The organism is Parabacteroides sp. Y3-G-102, assembly GCF_023656845.1.
GTDB lineage: Bacteria > Bacteroidota > Bacteroidia > Bacteroidales > Tannerellaceae > Parabacteroides > Parabacteroides distasonis.
The window spans coordinates 43,265-60,882 of sequence record NZ_JAMOKU010000021.1; the positions used below are offsets into that span (position 1 = coordinate 43,265).

Below are 17,618 nucleotides of genomic sequence, written 5' to 3' on the forward strand. Positions count from 1 at the left end.
GAAGAAGGCTGCCCGGAGAGTAACCAAACCCGGACAGCCCATCTTATTACGCTACATGCAATATATGCTTAAGCTGATCGATATGGAAACGAAGTGTATCCATATAAGGTTTCACTGAATTATGGTACATGATCGCTTTTGCGTGCATATCTTCCAACTCGCTTACTTTACGGTTCGCCTCACGCATTTTACAAGCGTTGTAGCGAATACCCGATACATGCCCTTTGATATCCTCGATCGCTTGGTTTCCCCGGTTGAAGATAGACTCTGCTTCTTCCGGAGCGTATACCGTATAGGCTTGGGCAACGTCATCCAGTAATGCCTGTTGATAAGAGCCGGCTATCGGGAGCAATTGATGGATCGCATGATGACATAAAGAATGAACCTCGTTTTGAAGCTTCTTCAATTCTACTTCCCACTTTGATTCACATACTTCATCCAATTGTTTGACTTCCGCTACGACACGGCCGCTAAACAATTCCACTACCATCTTTTCCCATGCTTCTGCTACCCACGATTTAGTAGCAAATGTAACCTGACTAAATCTTACTGTTGACATAACCTTAAATTTACATATTATATTGCTAATGTTATTAATCTCTTATCTGTTTCAATTTATCACACTCAAATCATTTTATCTTTCTTTTTATCGTTGCGACACCACAAAATTAATCAAATTATCATAGATGGATAATTTTAAAGACTATTTTATAATTCTTTAAGAGTGCGACAAGCAAAACGTATGATTTTTGCAAAGTTCACTTTACAAAAAGTTTAATTTCAAGCCTAACAGCTATCACAAAAAGCAAGATCATCGCCATCTTCGCACAAAAATATCAAAATAACACAATCTTATTATTCCATAAAGGGGGAAAACCTTGTTCCGTATCATTTTGTTATTATAATAAATTAGATTTACTTTGTTCAAACTATATAAACTTACATAAAGCACATGAAATCGGACATTGAGATAGCAAGAGAAACAGACTTGCGTAAAATTAAGGAAGTTGCGACAACGTTAGGTATCCCTCGTGAGGAAGTACAAAATTATGGCAGGTATATTGCCAAGGTTCCTATCCATTTGATCGATAAAAAGCAAATGGACCAGCATAATTTAATTTTAGTGACCGCTATCACTCCCACTAAAGCGGGAATCGGAAAGACTACGGTTTCGATCGGTCTGGCTTTAGGTCTGAATAAAATAGGGAAGAAAGCGGTGGTCGCTTTACGTGAGCCGTCTCTTGGCCCGTGTTTCGGCATGAAAGGTGGTGCTGCCGGAGGTGGATATGCCCAAGTGCTTCCTATGGAAAACATCAACTTGCATTTTACAGGGGATTTTCATGCGGTTACTTCCGCCCACAATATGATTACCGCTTTATTGGATAACTATATTTATCAGACTCGCAACACCTGCGAGGGGTTAAAGGAGATCAAATGGAAACGGGTTCTTGACGTAAACGACCGTAGCTTACGTAACATCGTATCGGGTCTAGGCGGCTCGGCGAACGGTGTCCCTACCGAGACCGGATTTGACATCACTCCCGCTTCAGAGATCATGGCGATCCTTTGCTTGGCTACGGATATAGAGGATTTGAAACGACGTGTCGGAAATATTTTATTGGGTTATACAAACGAAGATAAGCCTTTCACGGTAAATGATCTTGGCATAGCCGGAGCTATTACCGTATTGCTAAAAGACGCATTACTGCCGAACCTAGTACAAACAACGGAGAATACTCCCGCATTTGTACATGGAGGTCCTTTCGCTAATATCGCCCATGGATGTAATTCCATATTGGCCACCCAAATGGCTCTTACTTATGGAGATTATGTGATTACGGAGGCTGGTTTCGGCGCTGATCTGGGCGCAGAGAAATTCTTTAATATCAAATGTAGAAAAGCGGGGCTTTCACCGAAACTGACAGTCATCGTAGCGACTGCCCAGAGCTTAAAACTTCATGGTGGCGTTCCTGAAAAAGAAATCAAGGAACCGAATATCGAAGGATTAAAGAACGGATTCACTAACTTAGATAAACACATTGAGAATATGAAGAGCTTCGGACAGCAAGTAATCGTGACTTTCAACCGTTTCGCTACCGATACGGACGAGGAGATCGCTTTAGTGGCTGAGCATTGCAAGGAAAAAGGGGTTGGATTCGCCATGAATAACGTTTTCTCTGAAGGAGGTGAAGGGGGTACGGAACTTGCCCGCTTAGTGGTTGATACGATCGAAAATCATCCTTCCGCTCCTTTACAATATACATATGATCTGAATGATCCGATCCGTACGAAGGTACAAAAAGTGGCCCAGAAGATATACGGAGCCTCTTCGATTGTTTATACGACTTTGGCCGATAAAAAATTGCGTCAGATCGAAAGCTTGGGTATTTCCCATTATCCGATCTGTATCGCCAAGACTCAATATTCATTCTCTTCCGATCCGAAAGCTTATGGGGTCGCCAAGGATTTCGAACTAAAAGTACGAGATGTAATCATCAATAACGGAGCCGAGATGATCGTTGTCGTCATGGGCGAGATCATGCGTATGCCGGGGCTCCCTAAAGAGCCGCAAGCCCGAAAGATCGATATCGTGGATGGCATGATTGAGGGATTGAGTTAATAGACAGTAAAACAATTTAAATAAAAAAAGGTACGCCTCACACATTCAGTAAGGCGTACCTTTTTTATAACCACTCTCGCCCCGAAACCGGGGGGCGATCAATAAGCTCTGGCGAACAGTACCCGGCAAGCCGACGGTTTACCTGTCACCATACACTTACCCGGAGTCTTATCACCAGCTAAAGGAATACAGCGGATCGTAGCTTTCGTCTCGTTCTTGATCAATTCTTCTGTTTCCGGGGTTCCATCCCAGTGGGCCATGATGAAGACGCCATCCTCGATCTTCTCCTTAAATTCCTCATACGTATCTACGTTTATGATGTTAGCCTCACGGTGATCGTACGCTTTCTTGAAGATATTCGCTTGGATTTCCTCCAACAGATTCTTCACGTATTCCTCAATGCCATCACACGTGATCGTCTCCTTCTCCAAAGTATCACGGCGCATTACTTCGATCGTATTATTCTCCAAATCACGACCACCCATAGCCAAACGCACGGGAACACCTTTTAACTCGTACTCAGCGAACTTCCAGCCCGGCTTCTTGTTATCAGCGTCATCATATTTCACGGAAATGCCTAACGCTTTCAATTTAGCCACGATACCAGCGACCTTCTCGCTGATCTGCGTCAATTGCTCAGCGCTACGGTAGATCGGTACGATCACAACCTGTATCGGAGCCAAATGTGGAGGCAATACCAAACCGTTATCATCAGAGTGAGACATAATCAACGCTCCGATCAAACGTGTGGAAACACCCCAAGAAGTAGCCCAAGCATAGTCGCTCTTACCGTTCTTGTCGATGAAAGTAACGTCGAAAGCCTTACCGAAGTTCTGCCCCAAGAAATGGGAAGTTCCCGCCTGCAAAGCTTTTCCATCCTGCATCATCGCCTCGATCGTATAGGTATCCAAAGCACCGGCGAAACGCTCGCTCTCAGACTTCACGCCCTTTATTACCGGCATTGCCATATAATTCTCTGCGAAGTTCGCATAAACGTCTTGCATCTTCTTAGCTTCTATCTCCGCTTCTTCACGAGTAGCGTGAGCGGTATGGCCTTCCTGCCACAAGAACTCAGCCGTACGAAGGAACAAGCGAGTACGCATCTCCCAGCGCATCACGTTCGCCCATTGGTTGCACAAGATAGGCAGGTCACGGTAAGACTGAATCCAGTTACGGTATGTATTCCATATAATGGTCTCCGAAGTCGGGCGAATGATCAATTCCTCTTCCAGTTTAGCTGCCGGATCTACGACAACCCCCGTACCGTCATGATTTGTCTTCAAACGATAGTGAGTAACCACGGCGCACTCCTTGGCGAACCCTTCTACGTGCTCAGCTTCTTTGCTTAAGAAAGACTTCGGGATCAGCAAGGGGAAATAAGCGTTCACATGACCGGTTTCCTTGAACATATCGTCTAGGATACGTTGCATCTTCTCCCAGATAGCGTATCCGTAAGGCTTGATCACCATACAACCACGCACGGCGGAATTCTCCGCCAAATCTGCCTTAATTACCAAATCTTGGTACCACTGCGAATAGTTTACACTTCTCGGTGTAAGTTCTTTCAGCTCTTTTGCCATTTCTTTATATTTCTAAATTATACTGTTTTCCTTAATCTGAATAAGTAATGGGTTGCAAAGGTAAGAAATAATCGTATATCTTTGTAAAAACTATATATAGATAATATCATGAATATACACAAGATCACACGTTACTTACTTATGTTATGTACATTTACGTTCTTAACTCTCACGGCGAAAGGGCAAGATGGAGAGCCTTTGCGACTGGCCGTGGCAGGGGTATCCCACGGACATCTATGGGAGGTGATAAGCCGTTTGGATAGAGGCGATTTCAAGATTGTAGGAGTCGCCGAGAAAGATGATTACTTACGGGAACATAACGGTCTGCGGGATAAGCTGGATCCTAACCTATTCTATGCGGACCTTGGCGAGATGCTGGATAAGACCCATCCGGAGGCGGTCATCGTATACGAGCCGATCCACGACCATCTTCGTGTGGTAGAGGCTTGCGCACCGAGAGGCATACATGTTATGGTAGAAAAGCCATTGGCCGTCAATAACGAACATGCTACCCGAATGGCATCGCTCGCCCGTGAGAAAAATATCTTGTTGCTTACCAACTACGAGACTACGTGGTATAATACTAACCATGAGGCATTCCGCCTTATCGACAGCGGTGCTATCGGGAAGATCGATCGTATCAACGTATACGACGGGCATCAAGGTCCCTTCGAGATCAACTGCGGAAAAGAGTTCACGGACTGGTTAACTGACCCCGTGCTGAATGGCGGCGGGGCGGTTATCGATTTTGGATGTTACGGAGCCAACTTAGCCACCCGTCTCATGAAAGATGAAAAGCCTCTTAGCGTATACGCCGTACTACGGCAGAATAAACCGAATCTTTATCCCAAGGTAGACGATGACGCGACTATTATCGTGGAATATCCTTCCGCGACCGTCCAGATCATGGGATCATGGTGTTGGCCGATGGGTAGAAAAGATATGCATATCTATGGCGACAAAGGATATATCTACCAAGATACACCTAAGGAAATGCGAATTTATACCAACGGAAAGGAGCGCCAAGAAATAGCACCTTCCTTGAACGCTCCTTATAATGATTCCTTTTATTTCTTGAAAGCCGCTGTCCGTAAAGAGATTGACGTACCTCCCACGGACCTTTCCTCGTTGGAGAATAACCTAATGGTAGTGCGGATATTGGACGCTGCCATTCAAAGCGCAAAATCTAAAGCGGTTATCCAGCTCTTTTGAGAGTTTAAAACACCTCTTTCCAATGTTTTAGATTCGTATCGATGGTATCCAAGACCTCCTTGCTTCGCCCCTCCATCATTAACTTATACATGGTTTGGGCAAAACCAAGCATTTGGGAGAACTCAATCTTGGGAGGCATCGCTAATGCGTTCGGATCGGTCATGATGTTAACCAAGGCCGGTCCGTCAGCGTTAAACACTTTCTGCAAGGTGGGGAATACATCGTCGGGGTTGATCACGTTGTAGCCCGCCATTCCCATTGAAAGGGCTACCCGGGCGAAATCCGGGTTCAACATCGTGGTCTGCCAATCCGGCAGTCCAGCCACCTCCATCTCAAGTTTTACCATTCCTAGGGAACGGTTATTAAACACGATTAATTTAATCGGCAAATGGTATTGCACGATCGTAGCAAGGTCGCCCAACAACATTGAGATACCTCCATCACCACACAACGCAACGACTTGCCTACCGGGGTAAGCCAATGCCGCCCCTATCGCTTGCGGCATGGCGTTCGCCATCGAGCCATGATTGAATGATCCCAACATCTTCCGCATACCCGTAGCTTGCAAATAGCGGGCACCCCATACACAAGTCATACCCGTATCCACGGTAAATATGGCGTCGTCCGAGCTAAGCTCGTCTACGACCGAGATCACGTACTCTGGCTGTATCTTCTCTTCTTTCCCCCGGACAGCGGCGGCAGAACGGAGATTTTCCCGAACTTTCTCATATTTAGCCAACTGTTCCCGCAAGAAACTATCATCTTCTTTCTGGTGAATCAACGGAATCAACTCATCCAAAGTATCCTTCACATCGCCACAAAGCCCCATTTGTATCTTGGCACGACGCCCCAGACGATTCGGATTGATATCCACCTGTACGATCGTGTTGCTCTCTGGCATGAATGCCTCGTATGGAAAATCGGTTCCCAACAACACCAACACCTCTGCCTCGTGCATACTATAATAGCCGGAAGGCATGCCCAATAGACCGGTCATCCCCACCTCGTTCGGATTATCGTATTGGATCTCCATCTTACCCTTGAAAGAATAGGCTACCGGAGCATTCAGTAATTTAGCCAACTGCACCAATTCCGGATGGGCATCTTTCGCCCCTATTCCACAATAAAGTGTCACTTTCTTTGCGTTATTCAACAAATCCGCTAATTCCCGGATTTCCTGTTCGGCGGGACAAACCCGTTGTCGCGTAGGAAAAGAAATGGTAGAGGACAAACCCGCTGTAGCATTCTCTGCCGCCAAGTCACCTGGAAGTCCGATCACCCCGACCCCACGTGATGAGATCGCCGCTTGCATAGCGCCTTGAAGCATCCGGGGAAATTGTTCCGGCGTAGTGGCTACTTGGTTATAATAGCTACAATCATCGAATAATTTGATCGTATTTGTCTCTTGGAAATATTCCGTACCAAACTCCCGGGAAGGGATCGTGGAAGCGATCGCCAAGACCCGTGCTCCGGATCGTTGGGCATCATACAGCCCATTAATTAAATGTACATGCCCGGGGCCACTACTACCTGCGCAACAAGCCAACTCGCCTGTCAACTGGGCCTCCGCCGCAGCGGCATAAGCCCCCGTTTCCTCATGACGGACATGAATCCACCGCAATCTGCCGTTTTTCCGAACAGCCTCGTTCACCTCATTCAGGCTATCGCCTGTCACGGCGTATATACGTCGTACGCCTGCTTTTTCCAGCGTATCCACTAACTGGTCCGCAACTTTCTTCGCCATAGTTTAAACTCTTCTTTTTATTTTATAAGAAAACTATCAAGGGCTGGAGAAAGTTTTTGGAAAGGCTGATTTTTATTTGATGCAATCCGTCAATGTTCGTAAAAAAGCGACAATCGCAGTCTCCTCTTCCTGAGATAAAGCTAAGTTCCCCAGTTCATCCTTATTTACGGTCTCGGGATATTCCGCCGGGGGGAAATCCTCTACATCCCTTACATTATGAAGCTAAATAGACACTTCACGACCCCTTCCGAGGTGATACGGGCGTATTTATCGGCAAAACCTTTTTCCGGGATATGGCATATAGTAAACATATCACCAAATGTACGATTTATTTCTCAAGATATATGAGCGATGGCCTCTATTTATGGAGAGACATCCCCATGTAGATACCGATGCAATAAGGAATTAACCAGATGAACCACACAACAATGCTAAATCTGTTGAAATGCTGCTTGGCTTTTAACGAACCTTTAAAGTAAGTCCAAATCGCCCAGATCGCATGGATTAGCATCAAGCAAATAGCGATAATTCCCGTTACGGTATGCGCCGTATCATGCAGATGGGTCAGCTGGGCGATATGCTCCATCAAGCCCGTTCCAATAGCGTCCGCATAAAGTCCTAATACAAAAAACCAAAGATGCCACGCTTTTAACTGTCCTTGGAAACGCTCGCCCCAGACCCCGATCGTATAGCATATCAAGGCGGATGATATCACACAAATGGCCGTAATCAGTAAATGAATATCAAGTTGATTGAATACCATATTTTTCCTTTTTCAAAAAGAACAGAAGCTTCCTAAAAAAGTTCAGGCTATTGGCAAAGAATTCATACATTCGCGTGTCTAAATAAAAACGACAGGGCAATCCCGTTGAAAAATATGAAACAAAATATACTCGCTCTCTATCTGATCAAGTTATCCAAATGGTTCTCGCTCGTAATGCCTATCATTGTCCTTTTCTATGAGGATCATGGGTTAGGATTGCAAGACGTATTTATTTTGAAGAGTGTCTACTCGGTCGCCGCTGTCGCTTTGGAGATTCCCTCGGGCTACCTAGCGGACGTATGGGGACGTAAGAAATGCTTGATTCTAGGTTGTATACTGTTCTTTGGTGGGTACCTATGTTATTCTTTCACCTCCACTTTCACGGCATTTCTCTTTGCCGAGATCCTGTTGGGAACCGGGCAAACCTTGGTAAACGGAGCGGATTCGGCGCTGCTCTACGATACAACCGTACGATATAAAAAAGAAGAACTTTACTTGCGGTACGAGGGACGTATCACGATGATCGGTAATTTCGCCGAGGCCATCGCCGGGATATTCGGTGGATTGCTGGCCGCTTATTCCTTGCGATTGCCGTTTTACGCCCAAGCGTTTGTCGCCTTTATCGGCATTCCGGCAGCGTTCGCCTTGCAGGAATTCAATACTAAGAGTAAGGTGCAGAACCCGGTTTCCGAGATTCTCCGCATTTTGAAATATTCCTTGGTTACGAACCGTAGGCTATGCTATAACATCATGTTCTCCGGTATCATCGGAGCCGCTACATTAACGATGGCATGGTTCGTGCAGCCCGTATTGATGAAGTTGGAAACCCCGACCTCCTATTACGGTGTCATTTGGACCGTGCTCAATCTGACGGTGGGATTGTCCGCCCTCTATTCTGATCAGGTAGAGCGGTATTTCGGGATGCGTAAATCAAACACGTTTATACTACTTATAATCGTAGGTGGATATATATCGCTCGCTTATAACCTTACTTATTGGGGATTAGCGATCTTGTTCATTTTCTATATAGTCCGGGGCTTCGCCACACCGATTTTGAAAGGTTACATTAATCAAATGACCTTCTCGGAGATGCGGGCTACGGTCTTGTCGATCCGTAACTTTGTGATCCGCTTGATATTCGCTGCCATCGCCCCATTTATAGGTTGGCTAAATGATTTCTATTCTTTACGTGTCGCCCTGTTAGTTTCCGCCGGAATTATTGCCATACCCGGAATTTTATTCTTAGTTTTGCAATTCCGTAAAGCAGATTAAAAATATAATAGCATGAAAAGACAACTTATGACCGGACTGTTTGCCGCTTTGGCTTTCACAGCGGTAGCCCAGTCGAATGAGTGGCGAGACCCCGAGGTCAACGCCGTAAACCGTGCCCCGATGCACGCCAATTTCTTCGCCTACGAGACCGCCGAGGTGGCAGCGAAGGACGCCAAGGAACAATCCCAGAACTTCATGACCTTGAACGGTCCTTGGAAATTCTTTTGGGTAAAGAACGCTGACGCTCGTCCTACCGATTTCTGGCGGACCGATTACAACGACAAAGGATGGAACAATATGCCTGTGCCCGGTGTATGGGAACTGAACGGATATGGAGATCCTCTCTACGTAAACGTTGGTTACGCTTGGCGTGAGCAATTCAAGAACAACCCGCCCGAGGTCCCTACCGTTAATAACCATGTGGGTTCCTACCGTCGTGAGATCATGGTTCCTGCCAGCTGGAACGGAAAAGAGATCATCGCCCATTTCGGCTCCGTTACCTCCAATATGTATTTGTGGGTAAACGGGAAGTACGTAGGCTATAGCGAAGATAGCAAGCTGGAAGCGGAGTTTAACTTAACTCCTTACTTGAAACCCGGACAAAAAAACCTGATCGCTTTCCAAGTATTCCGCTGGTGTGATGGCACTTATCTGGAAGACCAAGATTTCTTCCGTTACAGCGGTGTCGGACGTGATTGTTATTTATACGCCCGTAACCCAAAGCAACAGATCGCCGATATACGTGTGACTCCGGATCTGGACGCTCAATACCAAAATGGCTCGTTGGCTGTCAACCTGACCATGAAGGGTAAAGGTACGGTAGAGCTTGAACTATTGGATGCCCAGAATAAAGCTGTCGCTACCCAATCCTTGAACGCTTCCGGAAAGGTCAGCACGACGATAGAAGTCTCCTCTCCCCACAAATGGACTGCGGAGACTCCTTATCTATATACTTTACGGGCTACTTTAAAAGAGGGAGGCAAAACAATCGAAGTAATCCCTGTAAAAGTAGGTTTCCGTAAGATCGAATTAAAGAACGCCCAGATACTCGTGAATGGGCAACCGGTTCTTTTCAAGGGTGCCGACCGTCACGAGATGGATCCCGATGGCGGTTATGTCGTTTCACGTGAACGCATGATACAGGACATACAGATCATGAAGAAATTCAACTTGAACGCCGTTCGTACCTGCCACTACCCGGATGATAACTTCTGGTACGATCTTTGCGATAAATACGGTATCTATGTCGTAGCCGAGGCCAATGTAGAGTCTCACGGAATGGGATACGGCGAGGAAACGTTAGCCAAGAACCCATCTTATAAGAAAGCGCATCTGGAACGTAACCAACGTAACGTCCAACGTGGTTTCAACCATCCGAGTATAATCTTCTGGTCCTTGGGTAACGAGGCGGGATACGGTCCTAACTTCGAGGCCGCTTACGATTGGATCAAAAACGAGGATCCCAGCCGTGCCGTACAATACGAGCAGGCCGGAAAGACCGGAAAGACAGATATCTTCTGCCCGATGTATTACAACTACGAGGATTGCGCTAAATACTGCGAGGACAACTCCATGCAAAAGCCTTTGATACAATGTGAGTACGCCCATGCCATGGGTAACTCTCAAGGTGGTTTCAAGGAATATTGGGATTTGATCCGTAAATACCCGAAATATCAAGGAGGCTTCATCTGGGACTTCGTGGATCAATCCGTACGCTGGACCGGCAAGAACGGGAAAATGATCTATGCTTATGGCGGCGATTTCAATAAGTTCGACGCTAGCGATAATAACTTCTGCGATAACGGCTTGATCAGCCCGGATCGTGTTCCGAACCCGCATATGTACGAGGTGGGGTATTATTACCAAGATATCTGGACAACCCCCGGCGATCTGTCGAAAGGTGAGATCAAGGTGTACAACGAGAATTTCTTCCGTGACCTTTCCGCTTATTATCTGGAATGGGAAATGCTGAAAGGTGGCAAGGTTGTTCGTAGCGGACGTGTCGATGACCTGAAAGTAGCTCCCCAGCAAACATCAACAATCCGATTGGATCTAGGCGAGACTTGCCAATGCACGGAATGGTTGCTGAATGTATCTTATAAACTGAAGAACCGTGAGGGTTTATTACCCGCCGGACATACCGTAGCCAAGGATCAGCTGACGTTGAATCCATACAAGGCTCCATCTATGGAATTGAAAAACGTGGAGACAACCAATATCGAAACCAAGGCTCCAGTCGTACAAGATAGCGATGCGAATTACCTGATCGTGGAAGGTTGTGGTTTCCGTACCGAGTTCAATCGAGAGAATGGTTATCTGATCAAATACGAGGTAAACGGCCAAGACATGATCAAGGAAGGAGAGGCTTTGACTCCTAACTTCTGGCGCGCGCCGACAGACAATGATTTCGGAGCTGGCCTACAGAAAAAGTACGCCGCATGGAAGAATCCGGAGATGAAGCTGACTTCTCTTAACCAACGGATGGAGAACAAGCAAGTGATCGTAGAGGCCGCTTACGATATGCCGACCGTATCCGCCAAGTTGAACTTGACGTACGTGATCAATAACAAGGGTGCGATCAAGGTTACCCAGAAAATGACAGCAGACAAGAATGCCAAGGTATCCCCCATGTTCCGCTTCGGTATGCAAATGCCGATGCCGAGATCATTCGAGAATATCGAATACTACGGCCGTGGTCCCGTGGAGAATTATATCGACCGCAAGGGTAACGCCGACTTGGCTATTTACCGCCAGACCGTAGATGAGCAATTCTATTCGTATATCCGTCCGCAAGAGAATGGAACGAAATCGGATATCCGCTGGTGGAAAATGCTGAACGAGGCTGGCAACGGTATCGAGGTTGTAGCCTCTGCCCCATTCTCCGCTTCCGCTTTACATTATACGATCGAGTCTTTGGATGACGGTGCCCGGAAGGATCAAAGACACTCTCCCGAAGTAGAGGAAGCTGACTTGACAAACCTTTGTCTCGATAAGGTGCAGATGGGATTGGGCTGTGTAAATAGCTGGGGAACTATCGCACTCCCGGAATATCAAATTCCTTACGGCGACTATGAGTTCACGTTCATTCTTACTCCGGTAAAACATAGCATCGAGATCGAGTAAAACGAATCTTTTATCTAGCGAGAGATATATGAAAGAAGGGGAAAGCAATTGTTGTTTTCCCCTTCTCTCGTTTTCTATCATCACTATTCTTTAACAGCCACTACCTACAAAATTCCTAAACCGTTCCAGTCCCTTTATCAGCGAGGAACGTGGACAAGCGATATTCCAACGCATGAAACCTTCGCCTTCTGCTCCATACATCGTTCCGGCATTGAGCCATAGCTTCGCTTTCTCGATCAGCAAGTGCTCCAATTCTTCCGATGATTTACCTAACTTACGGCAATCCATCCATACGAGATAAGTGCCTTCCAACAAGGTTATCGGGAAGTCCGGCAGATATTTCCCGCAAAAATCTTTCATGTATAAGTAATTCTGCCATAAATAATCGATCAGTTGCGACAGCCATTCCTCTCCCTCATTATAGGCCGCTATGGTAGCTATTACACCAAAAGGATTCACATCGCATACCTCGTTGATATTGATTGCCCGGTCTATCTTCCGACGTAGGTTCTCATCGGAACACACGATATTGGCGATCTGTAATCCAGCTATATTGAAAGCCTTGCTAGGTGACAGGCATGTCACGGAATGCCGTAGGAATTCTTCCGAGATAGATGCGAACGGCGTAAAAGTATATTCCGGAAATACGAGTTCGCAATGTATATCATCCGATACGACTGTTAAACCATTACGGATACATATCTCGCCGATATGACTTAATTCCTCACGTGTCCATACCCTTCCAGCGGGATTATGAGGATTACACAACAACATGACCTTTACCCTCGGATCAGCGGCTTTTCTCTCCAAATCCTCATAATCAATCGTGAATGTATCATGGGCATAAGGCAAAGGGTTGCGGATAATCTCACATCCGTTATTGCGGATGGATGAGAAAAAACAGTTATAAACCGGAGTCTGCACCAGTACTTTATCACCCGGCTCGGTCAACACTTTGATAACGGCGGAAATAGCCGGAACAACACCGGAGGTATAAATCATCCATTCTTTCCGTATTTGCCATCCATGCCGACGTTCAAACCAACCTGTCACCGCTTCGTAATATGCATCCGGCACTTGGGTATAACCGAAAATACCATGTTCTACACGTTGCCGTAAAGCTTCGATAATAACGGGTGCCGTACGGAAATCCATATCGGCCACCCACATCGGTAGTACATCCGTGCCCACGGCACTATCCCATTTATAAGAGTTCGTACCGGTACGAGGCACTATTTCATCGAAGTTATATCTCATATTCTTTATGCGGAAAAGCAAGTACGTTCATTCCATAGCCTCAGTTGGCAATTACCCGGAGCCTTGATGTTCTCGTCGAGGATTACCTCACCATAACTTTCGGCGGTGATACTTCCCGTACGGGGATTCTTCACGCTACGGATCGAGCTGTTGATAGTCGCCTGCACGGAACTGTATTCAAAGGCTAGATCGCAATCATCTGCCATCGTACAGTTCTCCATCATAAGATCGTGGGCGTAACAAAGCGGCTGCGTACCCGAGATCTTGCAATTTACCAAACGCAGGTTCTTCGAGTGCCACCCCAAGTACTCGCCGTTAATCTCGGAATCGTATACGGTAACATTCTCCGTATTCCAGAAAGCGTCTTTCGAATTGATGACCGCATTACGGATTTCCACGTTCTTACAATACTGGAACGAGTAGTTTCCATTTTGAGCGTAGTTCCGGATTTTAATGTTCTCGCCGTGCATAAATAAATAATCAGCATGATCTATTTGCACATTTATCAATTCCACGTTCCGGCAATGCCAAAGGGTTTCTTGAGCATTGGGTAGTTGTACGTTTTCCAGTCTGATACCGTCCATCTCCCGAAACATCTTTGGGGCTTCCACCCGTGTATCCGTCATCACTAGATTTTGGGAGTACCATAACGCGGCACGTCCACCTTCGGTAAACAGGCTATTCTTGATGGTGAAGCCATCCACGTGCCAAAACGGATATTTACCCTCAAAACGACAGCCTACGGCTATGATATTGCTACACTCTTTCAATGCCGACTCCCCGGCATGAATAACGACATTGTCTAATTGTAAATCGTGAGAGGCGAACAAAGGGCGCTCACCACTAAATTCCATATTCTTTATCTGTTGCATAATGGATCTTATTTGAAGTTTTCTACAAAGAACCGTTCAATCTTATCGAAGGGAATGACATTCATCTGATCGTACAAATCCACATGATTCGCTCCGGGTATAATTAGCAATTCCTTGTTATCACCTTTCAGTTTCTTGAAAGCATCCTCGCTGAAGTAACGTGAATGCGCTTTCTCGCCATGAATAATCAATACGGCGCTACGAATCTCGTCACTATACGAGAGTATAGGCATATTGATGAAAGATAAAGCCGAGGTCTTGTTCCATCCGCCATTCGAGTTGAGCGAACGCTTGTGGTAACCACGCTTCGTCTTGTAATAAGCGTAGTAGTCTTTCAAGAATTGGGGCGCATCGTCGGGTAACGTATCGGGTAAGCCTCCCGCAAGGGCATATGAGTCGTACTTTGCGTCAGCGGTACGCTGTTCATTGAGTTGCTTGCGCAATTCATAACGTGCGTCGGTATCCATCGCATCAAAATAGCCATTAGCGTTCACACGGCTCATATCGTACATCGTAGAGGTAACGGTCGCTTTGATACGAGTATCGATAGCCGCCGCATTAAGAGCCATGCCTCCCCATCCGCAGATACCGAGGATACCGATATGTTCCGCATCCACATCATCACGTGTCGAAAGGAAATCGACGGCCGCACAGAAATCTTCCGTATTGATGTCGGGAGAAGCTACATAACGAGGCTCTCCGCCACTCTCGCCTGTATATGACGGATCGAAAGCGATCGTCAGAAATCCACGTTCCGCCAATTCCTGCGCATATAAACCCGAGGATTGTTCCTTCACGGCACCGAACGGACCGCTAATAGCGATAGCAGGCAATTTTCCATCCGCATGCTTGGGTTTGTACATATCGGCGGCAAGCGTAATGCCATAGCGATTACGAAAAGTAACTTTACTATGGCTCACCTTGTCACTCTGTGGGAATACTTTATCCCACTCCTTAGTTAGATTCAAATTCTTGTCCATTGTATGACCGGTATTAAATTGATTGTCTGTAGCGAACAGATTTCCCGTAGCGCAAAAGCATATGGCTATTGCCGTACATAATTCTCTTAATGACTTCTTCATGTCGTTCCTTGTTTATTTTTACGATGGCAAAGATAGAAGCTCAAATAGCATCCCTTTGTAGATAAATTACGGATGTCATGACCTCAATTACAGGTTTTGCGGAATCAGCCAGAAAACCTGTAAATACACATAATCCGTAACAATGGTTATATAATCCGTAATTAGGGTTATAACTATATATGAATTATCCTCTATTTTCGCATACAAAATTATTGATTAAATACGTACGGCTATGGATAAGATACTTAACTTAGATAGTGTAGACCTATATAACAAACTATATGGCCTCGAAACCCTAAATCCGCTTGTCAGTGTCATAGATTTGAATAAAGCGACGAGTAGTGTAGATCTCATCCGCTTCAATTACGGCATCTATGCGCTGTATCTAAAACTAGAGAAAGCCTGCGATATCAAATACGGACGCCAGACATACGATTACCAAGAAGGCACGATCGTTTGCTTCGCCCCCGGGCAAACAGCGGAAACAAACCCGACCACCGATAAAGTCCAAGTAAACGCACATGGTATTCTTTTTCATCCCGATTTACTGCGTGGAACGTCACTCGGAAAGAGTATCAAGAAATATACGTTCTTTTCTTACGAGGTAAACGAGGCGTTACACCTCTCGGAAGAAGAAAGATCTATCGTGATGGATTGCCTGAAGATTATCCGTATGGAACTGGAGCATGGCGTGGATAAACATAGTAAAACCTTACTTGTAAACCATATCGAACTGCTACTTAATTATTGTATGCGTTTTTATGAAAGGCAGTTCATCACCCGAGGCAAGACAAACCGGGATGTGCTGACACGTTTCGAAAATCTATTGGATGAGTATTTCGAAAGTGCACTCGCCGAACAGGACGGATTGCCTACGGTGAAATACTTTGCCGACAAGCTTTGTCTCTCATCGAACTATTTCGGTGACATGTTCAAGAAGGAAACCGGCAAATCACCGCAGGAATACATCCAAGAGAAAGTAATCGAGCTAGCCAAAGAACGTATCTCCGACACGGCGGACACAGTCAGCCAAATCGCATATTCCCTCGGTTTCCAATATCCGCAGCACTTCTGTCGGCTATTCAAGAAACGGGTAGGATACACGCCAAGTGAATACCGTGCGCAGATCGGTCTATCAACGAATCTATAGAAGGTGTTCAAGAAGATGTTAGATATTAAGACCGTATATGAATGTAACCGGTGCTTGGGATGCAAGACGCTGCACCCACAAGTAAGCCTCATCAATCTAGAGAGCCCGAACCTAGAGCAAGAGGCCGTAAAGTTCGAGTTCTATGCGATTCTCTTGATAGAAGACTGCCCGGACGGTTGTTATTGTTGCGGACGTAAGTATTACGATTATTCCAACGCTACGATGGTATTCCTTACTCCCGGTGAGATTTTCCGTATGAGCGAGAATAATACGTTACCCGACAAAGGGTACCTTTTAGCGTTCCATCCCGACCTATTGTTCCGCACGTCATTGGACAACCATATTAAGAACTATACCTTCTTCGCTTATAATAAGGAAGAGGCGCTACATCTCTCCCAACGTGAGACAGCCAAAGTTACGTGTTGTCTGGAAAACATCGAGGATGAGCTTCACCATGCCATCGATACACACAGTGGTACCATTCTATCCCGCCACATTGAATTATTATTGGATTATTGTACACGCTATTATGAGCGACAGTTCATTACCCGGGAGAATAAGAACAAGGCTATCTTGGAGAAATTGGAAAGGCTCCTCGACGAGTATATCATTTCCGGCAAATTAGAGAACGGCCAGCTACCCACCATCGAATATTGTACGGCAGAACTGAATCTTTCTGTCGCTTACTTCAACGACCTGTTAAGATTCGAGACCGGCAAAACGCTGGAGGAATATTTTCAGTTCAAACGGTTGAGTGTGGCTAAGACAATGCTACTGAAAAACGGTAATACTCCCGCTCTGGTAGCACGGCAACTAGGTTATCCGAACGTACAGTATTTCAGCCTTATATTTAAGAAGATCACAGGCATCGCCCCCAGTGAATATCCATATGCGCAAAACTAAGAAACGGAAGGAGGCCATCCCCCTTCTGTTTCTTAGAATA

13 protein-coding genes and 1 pseudogene are annotated in these 17,618 nt (G+C 45.8%); 6 read left to right on the top strand and 8 right to left on the bottom strand.

The window, feature by feature from the left end; all coding sequences use genetic code 11:
* Positions 1-46 precede the first annotated feature (46 nt).
* Positions 47-559, bottom strand: coding sequence for a hypothetical protein (locus tag NBH16_RS12125; RefSeq protein WP_048927265.1), 513 nt, complete (start codon positions 557-559; stop codon positions 47-49).
* Between the two features lie 393 nt (positions 560-952).
* Between NBH16_RS12125 and NBH16_RS12130 the strand changes: the two genes are divergently transcribed.
* Positions 953-2,620: a formate--tetrahydrofolate ligase gene (locus tag NBH16_RS12130; protein ID WP_048927264.1), complete on the top strand. Its 1,668-nt coding sequence runs from the start codon at positions 953-955 to the stop codon at positions 2,618-2,620.
* A 98-nt stretch (positions 2,621-2,718) separates the two neighbouring features.
* On the opposite strand, the gene proS is transcribed toward NBH16_RS12130, so the two are convergent.
* The gene (gene proS / locus NBH16_RS12135) at positions 2,719-4,200 is read right to left on the bottom strand and encodes a proline--tRNA ligase (RefSeq protein WP_005862574.1); all 1,482 of its coding nucleotides are present in this window, start codon (positions 4,198-4,200) and stop codon (positions 2,719-2,721) included.
* Positions 4,201-4,308: 108 nt separating this feature from the next.
* Here proS and NBH16_RS12140 point away from each other — a divergent pair, with 108 nt between their 5' ends.
* On the top strand, positions 4,309-5,412 hold the full coding sequence (locus tag NBH16_RS12140) for a Gfo/Idh/MocA family protein (RefSeq protein ID WP_048927263.1): 1,104 nt from the start codon (positions 4,309-4,311) through the stop codon (positions 5,410-5,412).
* Positions 5,413-5,416: 4 nt separating this feature from the next.
* On the opposite strand, the gene NBH16_RS12145 is transcribed toward NBH16_RS12140, so the two are convergent.
* From NBH16_RS12145 to NBH16_RS12155, 3 genes and pseudogenes are all read right to left on the bottom strand, one after another.
* Entirely contained in the window at positions 5,417-7,156 is a 1,740-nt protein-coding gene (locus tag NBH16_RS12145; protein ID WP_048927262.1) for a thiamine pyrophosphate-dependent enzyme, read from the bottom strand.
* A gap of 72 nt (positions 7,157-7,228) precedes the next feature.
* A pseudogene (locus NBH16_RS12150) lies at positions 7,229-7,375 on the bottom strand (cytochrome-c peroxidase); the annotation flags it as partial.
* A gap of 139 nt (positions 7,376-7,514) precedes the next feature.
* Positions 7,515-7,919: an HsmA family protein gene (locus NBH16_RS12155; RefSeq protein WP_048927261.1), complete on the bottom strand. Its 405-nt coding sequence runs from the start codon at positions 7,917-7,919 to the stop codon at positions 7,515-7,517.
* 114 nt (positions 7,920-8,033) lie between these two features.
* On the opposite strand from NBH16_RS12155, the gene NBH16_RS12160 reads away from it, so the two are divergent.
* Positions 8,034-9,191 carry an MFS transporter gene (locus tag NBH16_RS12160; RefSeq protein WP_048927260.1) on the top strand — a complete coding sequence of 386 codons (1,158 nt, stop codon included), beginning with the start codon at positions 8,034-8,036 and terminating at the stop codon, positions 9,189-9,191.
* Between the two features lie 12 nt (positions 9,192-9,203).
* The gene (gene lacZ, locus NBH16_RS12165) at positions 9,204-12,314 is read left to right on the top strand and encodes a beta-galactosidase, LacZ type (protein WP_048927259.1); all 3,111 of its coding nucleotides are present in this window, start codon (positions 9,204-9,206) and stop codon (positions 12,312-12,314) included.
* A 90-nt stretch (positions 12,315-12,404) separates the two neighbouring features.
* On the opposite strand, the gene NBH16_RS12170 is transcribed toward lacZ, so the two are convergent.
* From NBH16_RS12170 to NBH16_RS12180, 3 genes are read right to left on the bottom strand one after another with little or no spacing between them, the layout of a single operon-like run.
* On the bottom strand, positions 12,405-13,571 hold the full coding sequence (locus NBH16_RS12170) for a MalY/PatB family protein (RefSeq protein ID WP_250788654.1): 1,167 nt from the start codon (positions 13,569-13,571) through the stop codon (positions 12,405-12,407).
* Between the two features lie 5 nt (positions 13,572-13,576).
* Complete coding sequence (locus NBH16_RS12175; RefSeq protein WP_005862587.1) at positions 13,577-14,443, bottom strand: DUF3737 family protein; 867 nt, start codon at positions 14,441-14,443, stop codon at positions 13,577-13,579.
* An 8-nt stretch (positions 14,444-14,451) separates the two neighbouring features.
* A complete protein-coding gene (locus tag NBH16_RS12180) occupies positions 14,452-15,525 on the bottom strand; it encodes an alpha/beta hydrolase (RefSeq protein WP_048927258.1) in 1,074 nt (357 codons plus the stop codon).
* A gap of 232 nt (positions 15,526-15,757) precedes the next feature.
* Between NBH16_RS12180 and NBH16_RS12185 the strand changes: the two genes are divergently transcribed.
* Both NBH16_RS12185 and NBH16_RS12190 read left to right on the top strand, forming a co-directional pair.
* Positions 15,758-16,675, top strand: a complete 918-nt coding sequence (locus tag NBH16_RS12185; RefSeq protein ID WP_036615856.1) for a helix-turn-helix domain-containing protein — start codon at positions 15,758-15,760, stop codon at positions 16,673-16,675.
* Between the two features lie 15 nt (positions 16,676-16,690).
* Positions 16,691-17,578 (top strand): helix-turn-helix domain-containing protein, encoded by an 888-nt coding sequence (locus NBH16_RS12190; protein WP_048927257.1) that lies wholly within the window; start codon positions 16,691-16,693, stop codon positions 17,576-17,578.
* The last annotated feature ends 40 nt before the right edge of the window (positions 17,579-17,618 follow it).

Coding starts and splice junctions, on each gene's coding strand:
- NBH16_RS12190 (WP_048927257.1), top strand. CDS start 16,691: ATGTTAGATATTAAGACCGTATATGAATGTAACCGGTGCTTGGGATGC.
- NBH16_RS12160 (WP_048927260.1), top strand. CDS start 8,034: ATGAAACAAAATATACTCGCTCTCTATCTGATCAAGTTATCCAAATGG.
- NBH16_RS12185 (WP_036615856.1), top strand. CDS start 15,758: ATGGATAAGATACTTAACTTAGATAGTGTAGACCTATATAACAAACTA.
- NBH16_RS12180 (WP_048927258.1), bottom strand. CDS start 15,525: ATGAAGAAGTCATTAAGAGAATTATGTACGGCAATAGCCATATGCTTT.
- NBH16_RS12125 (WP_048927265.1), bottom strand. CDS start 559: ATGTCAACAGTAAGATTTAGTCAGGTTACATTTGCTACTAAATCGTGG.
- NBH16_RS12130 (WP_048927264.1), top strand. CDS start 953: ATGAAATCGGACATTGAGATAGCAAGAGAAACAGACTTGCGTAAAATT.
- NBH16_RS12170 (WP_250788654.1), bottom strand. CDS start 13,571: ATGAGATATAACTTCGATGAAATAGTGCCTCGTACCGGTACGAACTCT.
- proS (WP_005862574.1), bottom strand. CDS start 4,200: ATGGCAAAAGAGCTGAAAGAACTTACACCGAGAAGTGTAAACTATTCG.
- NBH16_RS12175 (WP_005862587.1), bottom strand. CDS start 14,443: ATGCAACAGATAAAGAATATGGAATTTAGTGGTGAGCGCCCTTTGTTC.
- NBH16_RS12140 (WP_048927263.1), top strand. CDS start 4,309: ATGAATATACACAAGATCACACGTTACTTACTTATGTTATGTACATTT.
- NBH16_RS12145 (WP_048927262.1), bottom strand. CDS start 7,156: ATGGCGAAGAAAGTTGCGGACCAGTTAGTGGATACGCTGGAAAAAGCA.
- NBH16_RS12155 (WP_048927261.1), bottom strand. CDS start 7,919: ATGGTATTCAATCAACTTGATATTCATTTACTGATTACGGCCATTTGT.
- lacZ (WP_048927259.1), top strand. CDS start 9,204: ATGAAAAGACAACTTATGACCGGACTGTTTGCCGCTTTGGCTTTCACA.